Raw genomic sequence first — 18,422 nt, forward strand, 5'->3', positions numbered from 1 at the left:
TGCGCTGGAGGAGGCGTACGTGCTGTCGACAGTGACATCAGCGACGTGAGGGCGGTGCAGTGCCATGACGGACGAACGGGAGCGCAGGCCGGAGACCCCGGCGGAGGCCGACGGGACGACGGGGCTGTTCACAGCGTTGGGCAAGATGCTGAAACGGCTCCGCGAGCGTAAGGGGCTGACGCAGAAGGAGTTCGGGCAACTGGTGGGGTACGGCCCGGACGCCATCTCCGCGATGGAGCGCGGCGTACGGCTCATCCGCCCCGAGGTGCTGGAGCAGGCCGACGTGCTGCTGGACGCCGGCGGCATGCTGAAGGACGCGATCCCTGAGGTGCGGGAGGCCATGGGGCGCGTTCGGACTCGGCATCCGGAGTGGTACCGGGGGTACGCCGCGCTCGAGGCGGAGGCCGTCGAGCTGCACTTCTATGCCAACCAGGCCATGCCGGGGTTGTTGCAGACGGAGGAGTACGCGCTCACCGTCTTCCGGCAGCGGCGGCCCCTGTTGAGCAAGGAGACGATCGACAAGCGGGTCACCGACCGGCTGTCCCGGCAGCAGGTCTTCGAGCGCTGGCCCGCTCCCATCGTGAGCTACGTGATCGAAGAGGTCCTGATGGACCGTCCGATCGGCGGACCCTCCGTCTTCAAAGCCCAGCTGCAGAACCTGCTGCGGGTCAGCAACATGCGGAACGTGGCACTTCAGGTGATGCCCACTCGGCTTGAGGAGCATCCGAACCTGGACAGTGCGTTCAACCTGCTGACGCCCAAGAAGCATGCACAGGTGGCGTACACGGAAGCCCAGGGCTTCCCAAGGCTGATCACCGACCCGGAGGATGTCCGTAAGATCGCCGACCGCTATGGGATCATGCGAGCGATGGCTCTCTCCCCCCCGGGAGACGCGCATGTTGATCGAGAAGAAGCTGGTGGAGCTATGAGCGACAGGGAACTCACCTGGTTCAAGTCCAGCTACAGCAGTGGCGAAGGCGGCGAATGCCTCGAGGTAGCCACCTGCCCCACCACCATCCACATCCGCGACTCCAAAGACCCCTCCGGTCCCGTGCTGGACCTCTCCCCCGCCACCTGGGCCGCGTTCACCTCCGCGCTCAAGTGACCTCCGGGTAGAGCCCCTCCACCTCCTTCGCGAAGTCCCGCAGGATCGCCTCGCGCCGCAGCTTCATCGACGGGGTGAGGTGACCGTCCGCCTCGGTGAAGTCGCGGGGCAGTACGGCGAAACGGCGGATCGACTCCGGGCGGGAGACGAGCTTGTTGGCCTCGTCGACCGCCCGCTGGAGCACGCCGTTGAGCTCCTCGTCGCCGATCAGCAGCTCCGGCGGGACGGGGTGCTTGCCGTTCATCTGGCGCCAGTGGGTGAGGCCGTCCACGTCGAGCGTGATCAGCGCGGATACGTACGGGCGGGCGTCGCCGAGGACGATGCACTGGGAGATCAGGGGGTGCGAGCGCAGCCAGTTCTCCAGCGGAGCCGGGGCGACGCTCTTGCCGCCCGCGGTGATGATCATCTCCTTCTTGCGGCCGGTGATCGTCAGATAGCCCTCGTCGTCGAGCTCCCCTATGTCGCCGGTGGCGAGCCAACCGTCGTGGGTGGCGGGGACGACTCCGCCGGCCGCCGGGTCCCAGTAGCCGCGCAGCACGTGCTCGCCGGCGACGAGGATCTCACCGTCGGCCGCGATACGGATCTTCGTCCCGGGGAGCGGCCAACCCACCGTGCCGAGACGGGGTTTGAGAGGTGGCGTGACGGTGGTCGCGCCCGTGGTCTCGGTCAGGCCGTAGCCCTCGTAGATCTCGATGCCCGCGCCCAGGTAGAACGCGGCGAGGCGGCGGCCCAGCGGGGAGCCGCCGCAGATGGCGTGCCGGACCCGGCCGCCCATGGCGTTGCGCAGTCGGCGGTAGACGAGCGGGTCGTAGAAGGTGCGGGCGGCTCGCACGGTGGCGGCGGGGCCGTTGCCGGTACCGGTCTTGTGGGCCTCGACGGCCTCGCCGTAGCGGATGGCGGTGTTGACGGCGCGGTCGAACGCGCCGACCCGGCCGCCCGACTCGGCTTTCGCGCGGGCGGAGTTGAAGATCTTCTCCAGCATGTAGGGGATGGCGAGAAGACAGGTGGGTCTGAACGCGGCCAGATCCGGCAGGAGTTGGTCTGCTTTGAGGCTGGGGGCGTGGCCGAGGCGGACGCGGGCGCGGACGCAGGCGATGGCGACCATCCGGCCGAAGACGTGGGACATGGGGAGGAAGAGCAGGACGGAGATGTCCTCGGTGTCCGACTTGAACACGGGGTAGAGGAGTTCGATCGCGTTGTCGACCTCGGCGAAGAAGTTGCCGTGGGTCAGCGCGCAGCCCTTGGGGCGGCCGGTGGTGCCGGAGGTGTAGATGAGGGTGGCGAGGGTGTCGGGCACCAGCATGCCTCTGCGGATGTCGACTTCGGCGTCGGCTGTGTGCTGGTCGCCGAGTTCCGCCAGCCGGTCGAGGTGCCCCTTCTCCATCACCCAGATGTGCTGGAGGTCGGGCAGCCGGTCGCGTTCGGGGCCGACGGCCGCCGCCTGGCCCAAGGTCTCGGTGACGAGGGCGACCGCGCCGGAGTCCTGGAGGATCCAGCGGGTCTGGAAGACGGAGGAGGTGGGGTAGACGGGCACGGTGACCAGTCCGGCCGCCCAGGCGGCGAAGTCGAGCAGCGTCCACTCGTAGGTCGTTCTGGCCATGATGGCGATCCGGTCGCCGGGCATCAGGCCCTCGCCGATCAACCCCTTGGCGACGGAGTGGACTTGGGCGGCGAACTGCTCCGCCGTGACATCCGTCCACTCGCCGTCCGCCGTCTTGCGGCTGAGGACCACCGCGTCGGGGGCGGCGGCCGCGTTCTCGAAGGGCAGGTCGGCGAGCGAGCCGTAGGTCACCGGGCGCGCGAACGCCGGCACGGACGCCTCCCGCACCGCGCCGTCCAGGCGGCGCGTCTCCGGCTCCACCAGCACGGGAGGAGCGTCGGGGTCGGCGTAGTCCGGGGCGGGCTCGGGGTACGGGGTGGACACGGGCAGCTCCCTGGGCGTGCAGCGGCACATGACTGCTTGCTGCATGAGGTACGTGCCTCGCGTGTGGAGGCGTTCACCGGTTGGCCCCGAGTGCCGGGGTTACCGCCGGTTGGGTAGGGGATCGTACGACGCTCGCGTGGGGGGTGTGTGCGGGTTCGGAGGTGGTCCGGGGGTCAGGCTGTGCAGCCTCGAACGCCCACCTGGGTCACGGGCGTTCCAGGATCGCCGTGACGCCCTGGCCGCCGGCAGCGCAGATCGAGATCAGGCCCCTCGACGGCCCCTCGCGCTCCGCGAGCAGCTTGGCGAGGGTGGCCACGATGCGGGCGCCCGTCGCGGCGAAGGGGTGGCCGGTGGCGAGAGAGGAGCCGGCCGCGTTCAGGCGGTCCCGGTCGACCGGGGCGAGCCCGCGCTTCTCCCAGGCCGCCAGCGTCGCCAGCACCTGGGAGGCGAACGCCTCGTGGATCTCGACCAGGTCGAAGTCCTCGGTGCCGAGGCCGGCCCGCTCCAGCATGCGCGGCACCGCGTACGCGGGCGCCATCAGCAGGCCGTCCTCGCCGCCGGCGACGTCCCCGTGCACGAAGTCCACCGCGGCCGTCTCGTACGCGGTCAGGTAGGCCAGCGGTTCCAGGCCGCGCGCGTCGGCCCACTCCTCGGAGGCCAGCAGGACCACGGCCGCGCCGTCGGTCAGCGGGGTGGAGTTGCCCGCCGTCATCGTCGGGTCGGGCGCGTCGAGGCCGAACACCGGCTTCAGGCGGGCCAGTTGCTCGACGGTCGAGTCGGGGCGCAGGTTCTGGTCGCGGTCGAGGCCCCGGAAGGGGACGACCAGGTCCTGGAAGAAGCCGTCGTCGTAGGCGGCCGCCAGCCGTCGGTGGCTGGTCGCGGCCAGCTCGTCCTGCGCCGCGCGGCCGACGCCCCAGGCGCGGGCGGTGACCGCCGCGTGCTCGCCCATGGACAGCCGGGTGCGCGGCTCGGCGTTGCGCGGGATGTCGGGGATCAGATGGGCGGGGCGCACCTGGGCGAGGGCCTTGAGGCGGGCGCCGGCGGTCTTGGTGCGGCGGGCTTCGAGGAGGATGCGGCGCAGCCGGTCGTTGACGCCGAGCGGGGCGTCGCTCGCGGTGTCGGCGCCGCCCGCGACCGCGGACTCGGTCTGCCCGAGGGCGATCTTGTTGGCGGCGGCGACGACCGCCTGGAGCCCGGTGCCGCAGGCCTGCTGGATGTCGTACGCCGGGGTGCGCGGGTCCAGTTTCGAGCCGAGGACGGTCTCGCGGGCCAGGTTGAAGTCGCGGCTGTGTTTGAGGACGGCGCCGGCGACCAGTTCGCCCACGACGCCGGGCACGTCGAGCCCGTACCGCTTGGCCAGGCCGTCCACCGCCGCCGTCAGCATCTCCTGGTTGGAGGCGGTGGCGTAGGGGCCGTCGGAGCGGGCGAACGGGATCCGGCTGCCGCCGACGATCGCGACGCGGCGGACGGCCCGCTGCTGCCGGTTCACGGGGATCATCTCGACCTGCTCCTCAACGGTGACATAAGCTTACCGGCGGTAACCTTACTTCAGAGTAAGGACCGGAGTCACTGTCGTCATGCCCCGCAATCGCCAGGAGTCGAACGTGGCCGACCGCTATCTGAGCCTCACCGCCACCGCGCCCGGCCGCTTCCTCACCCGACGGCTCGGGCTGCCGCAGCCGGCCGCGCTCAGGCGCTGGAGCGCCGAACACCCCTCGCTGGACGGAGACTTGCTCCACCTCACCGCCGGGGCGTCGGCGCTCGACCTCGCGCCCGTACTCGCCCGGACGGGGCTGCCGTCCGGCTCCTCGGCCTCCTCGCCCCTCGCGGCCGTCGTCCTCGACGCGACCGGCGTCCGGGACGTCGACACCCTCGCCGAGGTGCACGCGGCCCTGCACCCGGTCGTGCGGTCGGTCGCGGCGAGCGGGCGGATCGTGCTGCTGGGCGCGCCCCTCGACCCCGGGGACCACCACCAGGCCGCCGTGCAGCAGGCGCTGGAGGGCTTCACGCGCTCGCTCGGCAAGGAGATCGGCCGGGGCAGGACCGTGAACCTGGTCCGGCTCGCCGACGCGGCCGCCGCCGAGTCCACGCTGAGGTTCCTCCTCTCCCCCAGGTCGGCCTACGTCAGCGGCCAGGTGATCGGCGTGGGCGCGGGCGCGGTCGCCGTCCCCGACGACTGGAGCCGCCCCCTCGCCGGCCGTACCGCCCTCGTCACCGGCGCCGCCCGCGGGATCGGCGCGGCCGTCGCCGAGACGCTCGCCCGGGACGGCGCACGGGTCGTCGTCCTGGACGTCCCGGCGGCGGAACGGGACGCCCGCGACCTCGCCGCCCGCCTCGGCGGCGGCGCGGGCGCGCTCCCCCTCGACATCACGGCCGCCGACGCCGGCGAGCGCATCGCCGCCGGCGTCCCCGACGGGATCGACGTGCTGATCCACAACGCGGGCGTCACCCGGGACCGCCGGCTGGTCAACATGTCCGCCGAGCGCTGGAGTTCGGTGCTCGACGTCAACCTCGCGAGCGTGCTGCGGACCACCGACGCGCTGTTCGCCAAGGGCGCGTTGAGACCCGGCGGGCGGATCGTGGCCACCGCGTCCATCGCCGGGCTCGCGGGCAACGCGGGCCAGACCAACTACGGCGCGAGCAAGGCGGGCGTCGCCGGGCTCGTCCGCGCCCTCGCGCCGCGCGCCCTCGCCGAGCACGGGGTGACGGTGAACGCGGTCGCGCCGGGCTTCATCGAGACGAAGATGACCGCCGCGGTGCCGTTGTTCATCCGCGAGGCGGGCCGCCGTATGAACTCCCTCGCCCAGGGCGGGCTGCCCGTCGACGTCGCCGAGACCACCGCCTGGCTGGCCCATCCCGCCTCCGGCGCGGTCAACGGGCAGGTCGTGCGCGTGTGCGGGCAGAGCCTGCTGGGGGCGTGATGACGACCGTCCCCCTGTCGGCGCCGCCCGCCCTCACGCCGCTCCTCGCCCGGGGCGCGCTGCTCTCCCCGTTCAAGCGGCCGCGCCCCGACGCCGGCCCTCCGCGCGTCCGTCTCGTCCTGCCCCGGCTGCGGATCGACCAGGCGCGGCTGACCGCGTACGAGCGGGTGTGCGGCTTCGGCGCGGGCGAGGACACGCTGCCGGTCACCTATCCGCACGTCCTCGGCTTCCCGCTGGCCATGCGGCTGATGAGCGACCGGCGCTTCCCACTGCCGCTGCTCGGCCTGGTCCACACGTCGATCGAGATCACCCGCCATCGCCCGCTGCCGGTCGCCGGGTGCTACGAACTCGCCGTCCACGTCGACCGGTTGGCACCGCACCGACGCGGCACCGAGGCGACCGTCGTGACCGAGGCACGGGACGGCGGCGAGCTGGTGTGGGAGTCCCACAGCACCTATCTCGCACGGCACCGCACTCCGGGGGCGGCCTCGACGGGGGCCGGCGCCGGGGACGGGGTGTCTCCCGCAGACGACCCGCGGACCCCGCTGCCCGTGCTCGACGAGTGGCGGCTCGCCGCCGACGTGGGCCGCCGCTACGGCGCCGCCTCGGGCGACCGCAACCCCATCCACCTGCATCCCCTCACCGCCCGCCTGTTCGGCTTCCCGCGCGCCATCGCCCACGGCATGTGGACCGCGGCCCGCTGCCTCGCCGCCCACGGCACCCCGGAGGCGGTCCGGGTGCGGGCCGGCTTCCGGGCACCGGTCCTGCTGCCGGGAACGGTGACCTTCGCGGCGGACGGCACCCGCTTCGAGCTGCGCGGGCCGGGGGACGAGGGTCGGCTGCACGTGAGCGGGCGGGTGGAGCCCCTCGGCTGAGGGGCCCGGCTACGCCTCCGGCGGGGACCAGGGGCGGCCCGCCATCAGGTTGGCCAGGCCCGCCCAGGCGAAGTTCATCAGCGTCGCCGCCGCCTGCCGGGGTGTGCCGCCCTCGGTGGCGTTGGCCCAGGCGGCCAGCGACTCGGCGGCCCCCACCAGGGCCTCGGCGAGGCCGCCGACCTCCTGCTCGGGGAGGTCGGGCGCGCGGTGCGCCTCACGGGCGGCGACGGCGATCAGATGGGTCACGAAGACGACGATCTCCGCGCGCATCGCGGCGACCTCGGCCGCGAACGGCTCACCGTGGGTGCGGGCCTGGAGGTGCAGCACGGACCAGGCGTGCGGGTACCGGACGGTGTGCGCGAAGAAGGCCAGCAGGCCGTCCCACAGCTGGCGGTCGGCGGGCAGGTCGGTGCGGACGCCGGAACGCACCGCGTCCACCAGCGCCTTCGCCTCGCGCCGGATACAGGCGGTGAAGAGGTCTTCCTTGGAGTTCAGGTACAGGTACACCAACGGCTTGGACACGCCCGCCAGTTCGGCGATCTCGTCCATCGACGCGGCCATGTACCCCCGTCGCCCGAAGATCTCCACGGCGGCGTCCAGCATCTGCTGCTCACGGACGGCGCGTGGCATCCGCTTGGTCTTCACGGCACCCATGGGGCAAGCCTAGTTGGGGGGCGGCGCGGTGGACTTCCGTACGCCGGCCCGTGGGCCTGTCCGGCTACGAGGTCTGCCCCTGCGGGCGGGCGGAGTCGGCGGCCTCGTCCTCCTGGGAGCGGTTGGCCTCCAGGTTGGCCTTCATCCGGTCCACCCGGCGCACGACCGTCTCCGAGGCGCGGTCGCGCTCCTTGCGCAGCAGGACGAAGCTGAGCGGCGCGGAGATCACCAGCGCGAGCAGGATGATCCACATGCCGTTGGACTGGCCGAGGCCGCGCGGAACCACACCGAAGTAGACGAGACCCCAGACGGCCACGAGGCAGCCTGCGAACACACCGAGGCGCATCAACGTGTAGCGGAGCATCTCAATCCAGTCTTCCGGTCGGTCGGACGTGGGTCCGTCGGATATGGGTCCGTTGTCCAGTGAAGCACGCCGGGGGACCGATCTTGCACGGGGGTTGCGGGGCCGGTCAGGTCAGGGGCAACAGCAGCGTGATGTCGTCCCGGTCGTCGCCGGGCGCCACCCTGATCGCGCCGGGGACGCGGCCGACCTCCTTGTACCCGCAGGAGGCGTAGAAGTCCTCCAGGCCGAGGCCGCCCCGGCAGGACAGCCGTATCGCCTCGACGCCGTCGAAGCCGCGGGCCGCCTCCGCGGCGGCGGCGAGCAGGTCACGGCCGTGGCCCTTGCCCTGGTGCCGCGGGTGCACCATCACCGTGTAGAGCCACACCCAGTGCGTCATCAGCCGGTGGGTGTTGAAGGTGATGAACGCGGTCGCCGCGACCCGGCCGCTCTCGTCGTGCCCGACGAGCAGGCGGGTGCGGCCCTCGGCGATCTGTGCGAGGGCCCGCACCAGCTCGGGCCGGATCGCCTCCCGGGAGACCGGCGCGACGAAGCCGACGGCTCCGCCGGCGTTGCTGACGTCCGTCCAGAGGTCCAGGACGCCGTCGCGCAGGTCGGGCGTGACGGCGGGATCGAGGGTGAAGGTAAGCGGCACGGAGCAACTTTAGCCCTTACTGATGCCTGGAATCACCGTGATGCTCACGACAGTGCGCGGGCCGCCGTCCTCAGATCGGCGACCAAGCCCCGGTAGGCGGCCTCGCGGTCGTCGGCCCGCAGGACGGAGGAGGGGTGCACGGTGGGGAGCAGGCGCTCGGGGCGGCCGTGGATCTCCCGCTCCAGGAGCGTTCCGCGCGCCTCGGTGACCTTGAACGAGGAGCCGAGCAGCGCCTTCCCGGCGGTCGCCCCCAGCACCACGATCAGCTCGGGCTCCACGATCGCCAGCTCGGCCGCCAGCCAGGGGGCGCAGGCCGCCGCCTCCCTGAGGGTCGGCGCCTTGTGGATGCGGCGCTTGCGGGGTTCGGCCTGGGTGAACTTGAAGTGCTTGACGGCGTTGGTGACGTACGCGTCGGCGGGGTTCAGGCCGGCGTCGGCGAGGGCCCGGTCGAGGAGCTTGCCGGCTGGGCCCACGAAGGGTTTGCCCTGACGGTCCTCCTGGTCGCCGGGCTGTTCGCCCACGAGCATGAGGCGGGCCTGCTCGTTGCCCGCGCCGAAGACTGTCTGGGTGGCCGCGTGGTGCAGGGGGCAGCCTCTGCAGTGGGCGGCGGCCTCGCTGAGGGGGGCGAGGCCTGTCGGTGTCTTCGGGACGAAGGGGGCGGCGGTGTACGCGTCCTCGGGAGCCTTCGTGCCGGCCATGCGGGACGGGTACCCCGTTCGGTGCGAGTGTTCCTCGCCCCCGCCGCCCTTTCCCGTCCCACCCCGGGGGCTGCCGCCCCCAGCCCCCCGCTGTCGGCCCTGAACGGGCCTCGTCCTCAAACTCCCCCAGAGGGGCACCCCCAGACGGGCTAAAACCGGGGGGTCAGACTCGCATCGGTTGGGGGGATTCTCGGAGGAGGGGGTCGGGGCCTTCGTACTCTCGGATGATCTCGTAGCGGGTGTTGCGTTCCACGGGGCGGAAGCCGGCGTCGCGGATGAGGTCCAGCAGGTCCTCACGGGTCAGCTTGTTCGGCGTGCCGTAGTTGTCCGCGTCGTGGGTGATCTTGTACTCGACGACCGAGCCGTCCATGTCGTCCGCCCCGTGCTGCAGCGCGAGCTGCGCGGTCTGCACACCGTGCATGACCCAGAAGACCTTGACGTGCGGGACGTTGTCGAAGAGGAGACGGGAGACCGCGAAGGTCTTCAGGGCCTCCGCGCCGGTCGCCATCTGGGTGCGGGCCTGGAGGCGGTTGCGGACCTTGCCGTCCTGCATGTCCACGAAGTCGTGCTGGTAGCGCAGCGGGATGAAGACCTGGAAGCCGCCCGTCTCGTCCTGGAGCTCACGCAGCCGCAGCACGTGGTCCACGCGGTGGCGGGGCTCCTCGATGTGGCCGTAGAGCATGGTGGACGGGGTCTTGAGACCCTTCTCGTGCGCCAGGCGGTGGATGCGGGACCAGTCCTCCCAGTGGGTGCGGTGGTCCACGATGTGCCGGCGCACCTCCCAGTCGAAGATCTCCGCGCCGCCGCCGGTGAGGGACTCAAGACCGGCGTCGATCAGCTCGTCGAGGATCTCGGAGGCCGACAGACCGCTGATCGTCTCGAAGTGGTGGATCTCCGTGGCCGTGAAGGCTTTGAGCGAGACGTCCGGGAGGGCGGCCTTCAACTCCCGCAGCGAGCGCGGGTAGTAGCGCCACGGCAGGTTCGGGTGCAGGCCGTTGACGATGTGCAGCTCGGTGAGGTTCTCCGACTCCATCGCCTTGGCGAGCTTGACGGCCTCCTCGATGCGCATCGTGTACGCGTCCTTCTCCCCCGGCTTGCGCTGGAAGGAGCAGTACGCGCACGACGCCGTGCACACGTTGGTCATGTTGAGGTGCCGGTTGACGTTGAAGTGCACGACGTCGCCGTTCTTGCGCGTCCGCACCTCGTGCGCGAGGCCGCCGAGCCAGGCCAGGTCGTCCGACTCGTACAGCGCGATGCCGTCCTCGCGAGTCAGCCGCTCACCGGAACGGACCTTCTCCTCCAGCTCGCGCTTGAGCCCGACGTCCATGATCATCCCTCTCGTAGACAGACTTCGTACACCGTACGCCCGTGGAAGTCCTAGACCTCCTCGGGCAGCTCCCCCACCCGGTTCTCCCACTTCGTGGAGAGCACGATGGTGGTGCGGGTCCGCGAGACGCCCTTCGTCCCGGACAGCCGCCGGATGATCCGCTCCAGGCCGTCGACGTCGTTGGCCCGCACCTTGAGCATGAAGGAGTCGTCGCCGGCGATGAACCAGCAGTCCTCGATCTCGCTGAGGTCCTTCATCCGGGCGGCCACGTCCTCGTGGTCGGCAGCGTCGGAGAGGGAGATGCCGATGAGGGCGGTCACGCCCAGGCCGAGGGAGGCGGAGTCCACCGTCGCGCGGTAGCCGGTGATCACGCCGGCCGCCTCCAGCCGGTTGATGCGGTCGGTGACGCTGGGTCCCGACAGGCCGACGAGGCGCCCCAACTCCGCGTACGAGGCCCGGCCGTTCTCCCTCAGGGCCTGGATGAGCTGCCTGTCCACCGCGTCCATGCGATCGAGCCTTCCGAAAGAGTTCCTGAAGTGATGAGACGTACTGCGACTTGCTCAGATGGCGTTCAGGGCGTGCGGGTTCCGCCGCCGCCCTGGGCCCGGCCGAGCTCGCCCTCCCAGCGGCGGTACAGCCCGTGCCCGACGCCCGCCGCGTCCAGCACCCGGCCCGCTACGAAGTCGACCAGGTCCTGGATGTGGGTCGCGCCCGCGTAGAAGGCGGGGGAGGCGGGCACCACGCTCGCGCCCGCGTCGTCGAGCGCCACGAGGTGCCGCAGCGTCTGCCCGTTCAACGGGGTCTCCCGGACGGCGACGACCAGCGGCCGGCGCTCCTTCAGCGTCACGCTCGCCGCGCGCTGGAGGAGGTCCTTGGACAGGCCGACGGCCACCCCGGCCACACAGGCCGTGGACGCCGGGACGATCAGCATCCCCTTCGTCGCGTACGACCCGGAGGACGGCCCCGCCGCCAGGTCCCCCGCGCCCCAGTACCGCACCCCGTCCAGGCTCACGTCGAAGGCGTCCGGCTTGCCGTCCGCGCCCCGCGCCAGCCATTCGCGCAGGTCGTCCCGCCAGTGGGCGTCCCGGAACGAGATCCCCGTCTCGTCGAGCAGCGTGAGCCGCGAGGCCCGGCTGACCACCAGGTCGACACTCTCGCCCGCGGCGAGCAGCGCCCGCAGGACAGCGGCGGCATAGGGCGTACCGGACGCCCCGGAGACCCCCACGATCCAAGGCACGCGCTGCGTTTCTCCTGCGTTCACACCTTGAGCGTACCGGTGGGCGCGCGGTCAGACGGTCAGACCCCGCACCGCGAGATCGAGCAGCGCGCACACGAACAAGGCGATGCCGATGAAGCCGTTGACGGAGAAGAACGCCCTGTTCACCCGGGACAGGTCGTGCGGGCGGACGATGGTGTGCTCGTAGACGAACGCGCCGGCGACGATCAGCAGGCCCAGCCAGAAGAACGCGCCCGCGCCGGTGGCCAGGGCGTACCAGACGAACAGGGCCGTGGTGACCGCGTGGCAGACGCGGGCGCCCCAGATCGCCGCGGGGACGCCGAAGCGGGCCGGGACCGACCTGACGCCGATCTCGCGGTCGGTCTCGACGTCCTGGCAGGCGTAGATCAGGTCGAAGCCGCCGATCCAGACGCCCACGGCGAGCCCGAGGATCACCGCGTCCCACGACCACTCCCCCGTGATCGCGAGCCAGCCGCCGATCGGGCCCATCGCCTGGGCCACACCCAGGATGGCCTGGGGGAAGTTCGTGAAGCGTTTGCCGTAGGGGTAGACCACCATCGGGACCACGGCGACCGGTGCGAGCGCCAGGCAGAGCGGGTTCAGCAGGGCCGCCGCGCCCAGGAAGACCGCCAGCGCGATCAGCGCGCCCGTCCACGCGTGCCGCACCGACATCGCGCCGGTGACCAGCTCGCGCCCGGCGGTGCGCGGGTTCCGCGCGTCGATCTCGCGGTCGATGATCCGGTTGACCGCCATCGCGAAGGTGCGCAGGCCCACCATGCAGACGGTGACCAGCGCGAGCCGGCCCCAGTGGACGTTGCGGTCCAGCTGGAACATGGCGGTGAGGGCGGCGATGTAGGCGAAGGGCAGCGCGAAGACCGAGTGCTCGATCATCACCAGGCGCAGGAAGGCTTTCGTGCGTCCCGGCTGCTGCGGGAGCGCCGCGGAGGCGGAGGTCACAGCCCGTACTCCTTCCAGCGGCGGTCCACCAGGGACGCCGTCTCCGGGTCCGGCAGGACCATGTCGGGCCAGCCGCCGTCGCGGGTGTAGCCCTCCTCGGGCCACTTCCTCGTCGCGTCGATGCCCGCCTTGCCGCCCCAGAACTGCTGGTAGGAGGCGTGGTCGAGGTGGTCGACCGGGCCTTCGACGAGGGACAGGTCGCGGGCGTAGTCGGTGTTGCCGAGGGCGCGCCAGGCCACCTCGTGCAGGTCGTGGACGTCGCAGTCGGAGTCCACGACCACGATCAGCTTGGTCAGCGACATCATGTGCGCGCCCCAGATGGCGTGCATGACCTTCTGCGCGTGCTTGGGATACTTCTTGTCGATCGAGACGATCGCGCAGTTGTGGAAGCCGCCCGCCTCGGGCAGGTGGTAGTCCACGATGTCCGGGACGATGATCTTCAGGAGCGGGAGGAAGAAGCGCTCCGTCGCCCGGCCGAGCGGGCCGTCCTCCGTCGGCGGGCGGCCGACGACGATCGACTGGAGCAGCGGTCGGCGGCGCATGGTGACGGTGTCGATGGTGAGCGCGGGGAACGGCTCCTGGGGGGTGTAGAAGCCGGTGTGGTCGCCGAAGGGGCCCTCCGGGAGCATCTTCCCCGGCTCCAGCCAGCCTTCGAGGACGACCTCCGCCTGCGCCGGCACCTGGAGCGGCACGGTCTTGCAGTCGACCATCTCGATCCGCTTGCCGGCGAGGAACCCGGCGAAGAGGTACTCGTCGATGTCGCCGGGCAGCGGGGCGGTGGAGGCGTACGTCACGGCGGGCGGGCAGCCGAAGGCGATGGCGACCGGGAGGCGTTCGCCGCGGCGGGCCGCCACCTGGTAGTGGTTGCGGCTGTCCTTGTGGATCTGCCAGTGCATGCCGATGGTGCGCCGGTCGTGGCGCTGGAGGCGGTACAGGCCGAGGTTGCGGATCCCGCTCTCCGGGTCCTTGGTGTGGGTCAGGCCCAGGTTGAAGAAGGAGCCGCCGTCCTTGGGCCAGGTGAACAGCGCGGGCAGCCGGTCGAGGTCCACGTCGTCGCCGTGCAGGACGACCTCCTGCACGGGGGCGTCCTTCACCTTCTTCGGCGGGACGTGCGCCATCGCGCCGAGCTTGCCGAAGGCCTCGCGGACGCCGACGAAGCCGTGCGGCAGCTCGGGCTTGAGCAGACCGCCGATCCTCTCGGAGATCTCCGCGTACGAGGTGAGGCCGAGGGCCTTGAGGAGCCGGCGGTCGGTGCCGAAGACGTTCATGGCGAGGGGCATCGCGGAGCCCTTCACGTTCTCGAAGAGCAGCGCCGGGCCCTGGGCCTTCTGCACCCGGTCGACGATCTCCCCGACCTCCAGGTACGGATCGACCTCGGCCTTGACGCGCTTGAGGTCGCCCTCGCGTTCCAGGGCCCTGAGCAGGGAGCGAAGATCGTCGTAAGCCATGGGGCCAAGTATCCCCGAGCGGCTACCCTGACCCAGTACCTGGGGCCCTCAGGGGTCCTTGCACCTGCGCAAGGCCCTCGGACCGCGGCCCCGACCACGACTGCTCTGAGAGGCCCCCATGCTCCGGGTACTGATGTTCCTGGTGCCGCTGGCGTTGAGCGTGTACGCGTTCATCGACTGCATCAGCACGAAGGACGACGACATCCGCCACATGCCCAAGCCGCTGTGGGCGATCCTCGTGCTGCTGTTCCCTCTCGTCGGCTCGATCTCCTGGCTGATCGCGGGCAAGAAGCGCAGCCCGGCCGCCGAGGGCTGGTCGGGCGTCCGCGGCGGCCGGCAGCGCGGAGGGTGGGTCGCGCCCGACGACAACCCCGAGTTCCTGAAGTCGCTGGACGAGGAGGAGAAGAAGCGGCGCAAGGACGACGGCGAGCAGCCCTGACGCGGTTCTCACCCGCCGGATCCCGCCCGGCCGGCCTCACGCGGTCTGGCACACATCAACACTCCCTCCTTACCCTGGCGTCGTAGACCGGCCACGGGGGAGGTGCGGTGCACGGACAGTTGTACGGACGGGGGGCGCTGTTCGACGTCGAGCCGGCCGGGCTCATGTCCCGGCTGGTCGGACTGCGGCCGTACGAGCATCACGCCGAGCGGGTGGAACACCCCGGCGGGCCGCCCCTGTTGGTGCTGGCCGGCGGCCGGGGCGCGGGCAAGAGCGCGGTGCTCGCGGAGATCCTCGGCGCGTACACCGAGCGGCTGCGGGGCGGCGAGTCGCGCAAGCGGACGCCGGCCGCGCTGATCGACTGCGAGGACGAGCAGTTCGCGCGCCCGCCGCACGAAGAGAGCCCCGAGTCCTGGTCCCCCGTCTGGCAGGCGCTGCTGGTGCTGGCCGAGCAGCTGACCGAGCCGGTCAAGGCGGCCGGGCAGCTCACCTTCCCGCGGCTGACGGCGGGCCTGGTGGCGGTGCGGGCCGGCGACTGGAGCGGACGCGGCGACTCGGAGCGCATCCGGCGGGAGCTGACCCGGATCCTGCTGCTGAACGAGCGGGGTTCGCGGTTCAGCATGGCCGGGCGGTGGGCTGCGCGGGTCGCGGTGCAGGTCGTCTCGACGGCGAGCGGCCAGGGCGCGTTCGTGGCGGCGGCCATCGAGGCCACGCTGGAGGCGCTGTCGGAGGGCGTCACCTCCCGCAAGGAGCAGAAGCCGGCCACCTGGTACCGCGCCTACCCCAACGCGGGCGGCAACGCCAAGCGCGGACTGCTGCTGCTCGCGGGGAACTTCCGGGCCGGCGGCGCGTCCCGCGAGCACGCCGAGCGCCGGCTGGTGCGGGCGCTGCTCGCCGACCTGGCCGAGGCGTACTCCGGCCTCGGCTCCCATCTGCGGCGGCTGGGGCGGCCGTTGATCCTGCTGGACAACGCGCGCGGCGGACCGGGCCCGGGGTTGCTGGACGCCGTGCTGCGGGACCGGGCCGAGGGGATCGCCGACCAGGTGGTGTGGGCGGCGACCGTACGCGGGACCGGTCACCCCCTGCTGCGGGACGCCGTACGGCGTGACCTCGCGGAAGTCGCCCGCGCGACCGGCTGGACGCCGGGCCCGTCGCCGTCCTCGCGGGCGCTGCTGGTGCCGCTGCCGCCGCTGTCCCCGGACGACACCCTGCACATGGTGGGCGCGGTCTGCGACGACGTCGTCGTCCCGCCCCGACTTCCGCACGCGGTGCACCGGTTGACCGGCGGCAACCCGCTGGGCATCGTCCTCACCGCCACCGCCGCCCGCCAACACCCGGACCGAGCGGCGTCGTTGGGCCGGCTGCTGACCGCGCGGATCAAACTCACCGAGGACCGGACCGACGACGGACGGCCCGCCTGCACCGAGTTGCTCACCCGGCTGGTCCCCGCCGACCGCCTCGACGAGCTGACCGTCCTCGCGGCCGCCCACGACCACGACTCCGCCGTGGCCCTGGCCGCCGCCCGACTGCCCGACGACTTCGGCTCGTCGGGCGTACGGTCCCTGCGGGCGCGGCTCGCCGCGGAGGGCCTCGCGGGCCGGCCGGACCACTTCGTCGGCGACCCCTTCGTCCGCACCCTGCTGCTGCTCCGGCTGCACCACCGCGACGCCGACCGCGCCGAGTGGCGTGAGGTGCACGAGACGTTGATCCGGCACTACACGCCCGGCCCCGGGGGCGACCCCGACCCGTCCCACGCCCGCTACCGGCTCCACCACGAGCTGGCCCTCGGCGACACCGCCGGCGCGGTGGCCCATCTGCGGGACACCTTCCCCGTGCTGGACACCCGCGCCTGGCTCGGCACGCTCGCCTTCCTCGCCTCCGCGCCCTGCTTCCCGGCCCGCGAGGACGACCGCCGCACGGCGATCGCCCTGGGCCGCACGGACGGGGCCGAGCGGCCGCCCGACGGCGTGGACGCCGGCCTCCATCTGCGCGTACGGCGGCTGCTGCACGCGGTGTGGCAGGTGAGCGACCCACTGGTGCCGCCCGAGGCGACGGTGTGCGACCGGCTGCGGTTCGAACTGCTGCAACTGTCCGACCTGCGGCCCGCCGGGGGCGCGCTGCTGTTCACGACGTCCCGGGCCTGGCACCGGGACGCCCTCGCGGGCCGCCCCCTGCGCGTCCCCGCGGACGACGACGCGGATGACGGCGACGGGGACGGGGAGGCGTGATGGCCGACGGGGGCAGAGGTTCTGACGGGGGCAGAGGCTCCTTCGGGCGGTGGCTGCGGGAGGTCTGGGAGATCCGCCTCTACCGCTATGTCGCGGTGCTGGTCACGGCCGCGCTGGTCACCGGCGCGTTCTTCGCGGTGCGGGCGCTCACCCGCGAGGACCGCTCGTGCGCGCCGGGCGTGTCCCGTCCCGAGGGCAGCGACGAGTGCGTGGGCGTGACGTCGACCGCGTACGACTTCGGGCGGCCCCGGTTCCGGGACGCGGTGCAGGCCATCGACCGGGAGAACGACCGGCTGAAGGAGGGGAGTTACGTCACGGTCGCGCTGATGATGCCGTACACCGCCACCACCCCCTCCACCCTCAGCGACATCCTGCACGAGGTGCAGGGCGCCTATCTCGCCCAGTGGGAGGCCAACCACACCTCCAACGGGCAGGCCCCCGCGATCCGGCTGGTGCTCGCCAACCCCGGAGCGACCAGCGCGCACTGGGAGCGCCTGGTGGACCAGCTGGAGCGGATGACGACGGGACCGGAGCGGCTGCGCGCGGTCGCCGGGGTCGGCATGAGCACCGAGGACAACAAGAGGGCCGTGGCGGAGCTGACCCGGCGGGGCATCCCGGTCATCGGCGCGTCCATCACCGCCGACGACCTCGCCAACGGGCACGGCGGCAAGGACCCCTTTCCCGGCCTCGCCCGGGTCTCCCCCACCAACACCGACGAGGCGCGCGCTCTGGCCTCGTTCGCGAAGGTCACCGCGGGGCGCGCGCTGCTGGTGTACGACAAGCCGGGCGACCCGTACACGCGGACGCTGCAGACGTCGTTCGCCGCGCTGATCAAGGGCTCCCCCTACGAGCCGCAGCCGTTCACGCCGCCCGCCGACCGCTCCCAGGAGGGCACGACCGCGAACACCTTCCGGCAGATCACCCACCTCGTGTGCGACACCTCGCCGGAGACCGACACCATCCTGTTCGCCGGCCGCCACACCCAGCTGCGGCAGTTCATCAACGCGCTCGGCGGCCGCGGCTGCCAGGACCGCCGGTTCACCCTGCTCACCGGCGACGAGGGCTCCTACCTGACGGGCGACCCGCAACTGGACCGCACCGCCCTCACCCGCAACCTCTCCGTCCGCTACACCGCCCTCGCCCACCCGGACGCCTGGACCAGGGGCGCCCCGGCGACGGGCGGCTCGGCGCGGGACGCGGCGGCGCTGACCTCGCTGCTGGAACGCGCCGTCCGTGAGCCGGTCGGCCCGATCGGCCCGACGGCGCTGGACGACGGGCAGTTGATCATCGCGTACGACGCGCTGCGCCTAGCCGTCCACGGCATCCGGGAGGCCACTCCCGACGGCGGGACCGTGCCGTCCCTCACGGACGTCGGCCTTCAGTGGCCGCAGGTCAAGGGCTCGCTGCGGGTGAGCGGGGCGAGCGGGTGGATCTGTCTGGACGTACACGGCAACCCGTACGACAAGGCCGTGCCGATCGTCGAGCTGACCGCGCAGGGCGCCTCCCGCTTCGTCCGCATCGCCTGGCCGGAGGGGAGGCCGCCGGAGAAGGAGTGCCTGCCGCCGTCGTAGGGGGCGGCGTCTTCCCGGCGGGCCCGGTCGGTCCTCCCCTGGG

17 protein-coding genes and 1 pseudogene are annotated in these 18,422 nt (G+C 72.3%); 7 read left to right on the forward strand and 11 right to left on the reverse strand.

Annotated elements, in window-relative coordinates:
• Positions 1-64: 64 nt before the first annotated feature.
• Both ACFYXA_RS21165 and ACFYXA_RS21170 read left to right on the forward strand, forming a co-directional pair.
• A pseudogene (locus ACFYXA_RS21165) lies at positions 65-929 on the forward strand (helix-turn-helix domain-containing protein).
• Positions 926-1,105, forward strand: a complete 180-nt coding sequence (locus ACFYXA_RS21170) for a DUF397 domain-containing protein (RefSeq protein WP_389034917.1) — start codon at positions 926-928, stop codon at positions 1,103-1,105. The pseudogene ACFYXA_RS21165 and the gene ACFYXA_RS21170 overlap by 4 nt, the downstream one beginning before the upstream one ends.
• Here the strand turns inward: ACFYXA_RS21170 and ACFYXA_RS21175 are convergent.
• On the reverse strand, positions 1,098-3,029 hold the full coding sequence (locus ACFYXA_RS21175; RefSeq protein ID WP_389034920.1) for an AMP-dependent synthetase/ligase: 1,932 nt from the start codon (positions 3,027-3,029) through the stop codon (positions 1,098-1,100). The two genes, ACFYXA_RS21170 and ACFYXA_RS21175, sit on opposite strands and share 8 nt — an antisense overlap.
• A gap of 205 nt (positions 3,030-3,234) precedes the next feature.
• Positions 3,235-4,527: an acetyl-CoA C-acetyltransferase gene (locus tag ACFYXA_RS21180; protein WP_389034923.1), complete on the reverse strand. Its 1,293-nt coding sequence runs from the start codon at positions 4,525-4,527 to the stop codon at positions 3,235-3,237.
• 106 nt (positions 4,528-4,633) lie between these two features.
• Between ACFYXA_RS21180 and ACFYXA_RS21185 the strand changes: the two genes are divergently transcribed.
• Entirely contained in the window at positions 4,634-5,950 is a 1,317-nt protein-coding gene (locus ACFYXA_RS21185) for a 3-oxoacyl-ACP reductase (protein WP_389035124.1), read from the forward strand.
• Positions 5,950-6,825, forward strand: coding sequence for a MaoC/PaaZ C-terminal domain-containing protein (locus ACFYXA_RS21190; protein WP_389034927.1), 876 nt, complete (start codon positions 5,950-5,952; stop codon positions 6,823-6,825). The genes ACFYXA_RS21185 and ACFYXA_RS21190 overlap by 1 nt, the downstream gene beginning before the upstream one ends.
• 9 nt (positions 6,826-6,834) lie before the next feature.
• Here the strand turns inward: ACFYXA_RS21190 and ACFYXA_RS21195 are convergent, their stop codons facing one another.
• The 9 genes from ACFYXA_RS21195 to ACFYXA_RS21235 form a co-directional block, all read right to left on the reverse strand.
• Positions 6,835-7,479, reverse strand: coding sequence for a TetR/AcrR family transcriptional regulator (locus ACFYXA_RS21195; RefSeq protein ID WP_352245192.1), 645 nt, complete (start codon positions 7,477-7,479; stop codon positions 6,835-6,837).
• Between the two features lie 64 nt (positions 7,480-7,543).
• Positions 7,544-7,843 (reverse strand): DUF4229 domain-containing protein, encoded by a 300-nt coding sequence (locus tag ACFYXA_RS21200; protein WP_351094704.1) that lies wholly within the window; start codon positions 7,841-7,843, stop codon positions 7,544-7,546.
• A 106-nt stretch (positions 7,844-7,949) separates the two neighbouring features.
• Complete coding sequence (locus tag ACFYXA_RS21205) at positions 7,950-8,474, reverse strand: GNAT family N-acetyltransferase (protein WP_389034932.1); 525 nt, start codon at positions 8,472-8,474, stop codon at positions 7,950-7,952.
• Positions 8,475-8,518: 44 nt separating this feature from the next.
• Positions 8,519-9,172 (reverse strand): UdgX family uracil-DNA binding protein, encoded by a 654-nt coding sequence (locus ACFYXA_RS21210; RefSeq protein ID WP_389034935.1) that lies wholly within the window; start codon positions 9,170-9,172, stop codon positions 8,519-8,521.
• 163 nt (positions 9,173-9,335) lie between these two features.
• Positions 9,336-10,499: an aminofutalosine synthase MqnE gene (gene mqnE, locus ACFYXA_RS21215; protein ID WP_351094710.1), complete on the reverse strand. Its 1,164-nt coding sequence runs from the start codon at positions 10,497-10,499 to the stop codon at positions 9,336-9,338.
• A 50-nt stretch (positions 10,500-10,549) separates the two neighbouring features.
• Positions 10,550-11,005, reverse strand: coding sequence for an Lrp/AsnC family transcriptional regulator (locus tag ACFYXA_RS21220; RefSeq protein ID WP_130440828.1), 456 nt, complete (start codon positions 11,003-11,005; stop codon positions 10,550-10,552).
• Between the two features lie 65 nt (positions 11,006-11,070).
• Positions 11,071-11,736 (reverse strand): UbiX family flavin prenyltransferase, encoded by a 666-nt coding sequence (locus tag ACFYXA_RS21225; protein ID WP_130441638.1) that lies wholly within the window; start codon positions 11,734-11,736, stop codon positions 11,071-11,073.
• A 51-nt stretch (positions 11,737-11,787) separates the two neighbouring features.
• Complete coding sequence (mqnP, locus tag ACFYXA_RS21230; RefSeq protein ID WP_352245189.1) at positions 11,788-12,693, reverse strand: menaquinone biosynthesis prenyltransferase MqnP; 906 nt, start codon at positions 12,691-12,693, stop codon at positions 11,788-11,790.
• Positions 12,690-14,141: a menaquinone biosynthesis decarboxylase gene (locus ACFYXA_RS21235; protein ID WP_389034941.1), complete on the reverse strand. Its 1,452-nt coding sequence runs from the start codon at positions 14,139-14,141 to the stop codon at positions 12,690-12,692. Before ACFYXA_RS21235 ends, mqnP begins: the two co-directional genes overlap by 4 nt.
• Before the next feature lie 118 nt (positions 14,142-14,259).
• Between ACFYXA_RS21235 and ACFYXA_RS21240 the strand changes: the two genes are divergently transcribed.
• The 3 genes from ACFYXA_RS21240 (at position 14,260) to ACFYXA_RS21250 (ending at position 18,379) form a co-directional block, all read left to right on the forward strand.
• Entirely contained in the window at positions 14,260-14,580 is a 321-nt protein-coding gene (locus tag ACFYXA_RS21240; RefSeq protein WP_352245187.1) for a PLD nuclease N-terminal domain-containing protein, read from the forward strand.
• Between the two features lie 164 nt (positions 14,581-14,744).
• Entirely contained in the window at positions 14,745-16,808 is a 2,064-nt protein-coding gene (locus ACFYXA_RS21245) for a hypothetical protein (RefSeq protein WP_389035126.1), read from the forward strand.
• Positions 16,808-18,379, forward strand: coding sequence for a hypothetical protein (locus tag ACFYXA_RS21250; RefSeq protein ID WP_389034945.1), 1,572 nt, complete (start codon positions 16,808-16,810; stop codon positions 18,377-18,379). The genes ACFYXA_RS21245 and ACFYXA_RS21250 overlap by 1 nt, the downstream gene beginning before the upstream one ends.
• The last annotated feature ends 43 nt before the right edge of the window (positions 18,380-18,422 follow it).

This window comes from Streptomyces sp. NPDC002566, assembly GCF_042889585.1.
Lineage (GTDB): Bacteria > Actinomycetota > Actinomycetes > Streptomycetales > Streptomycetaceae > Streptomyces.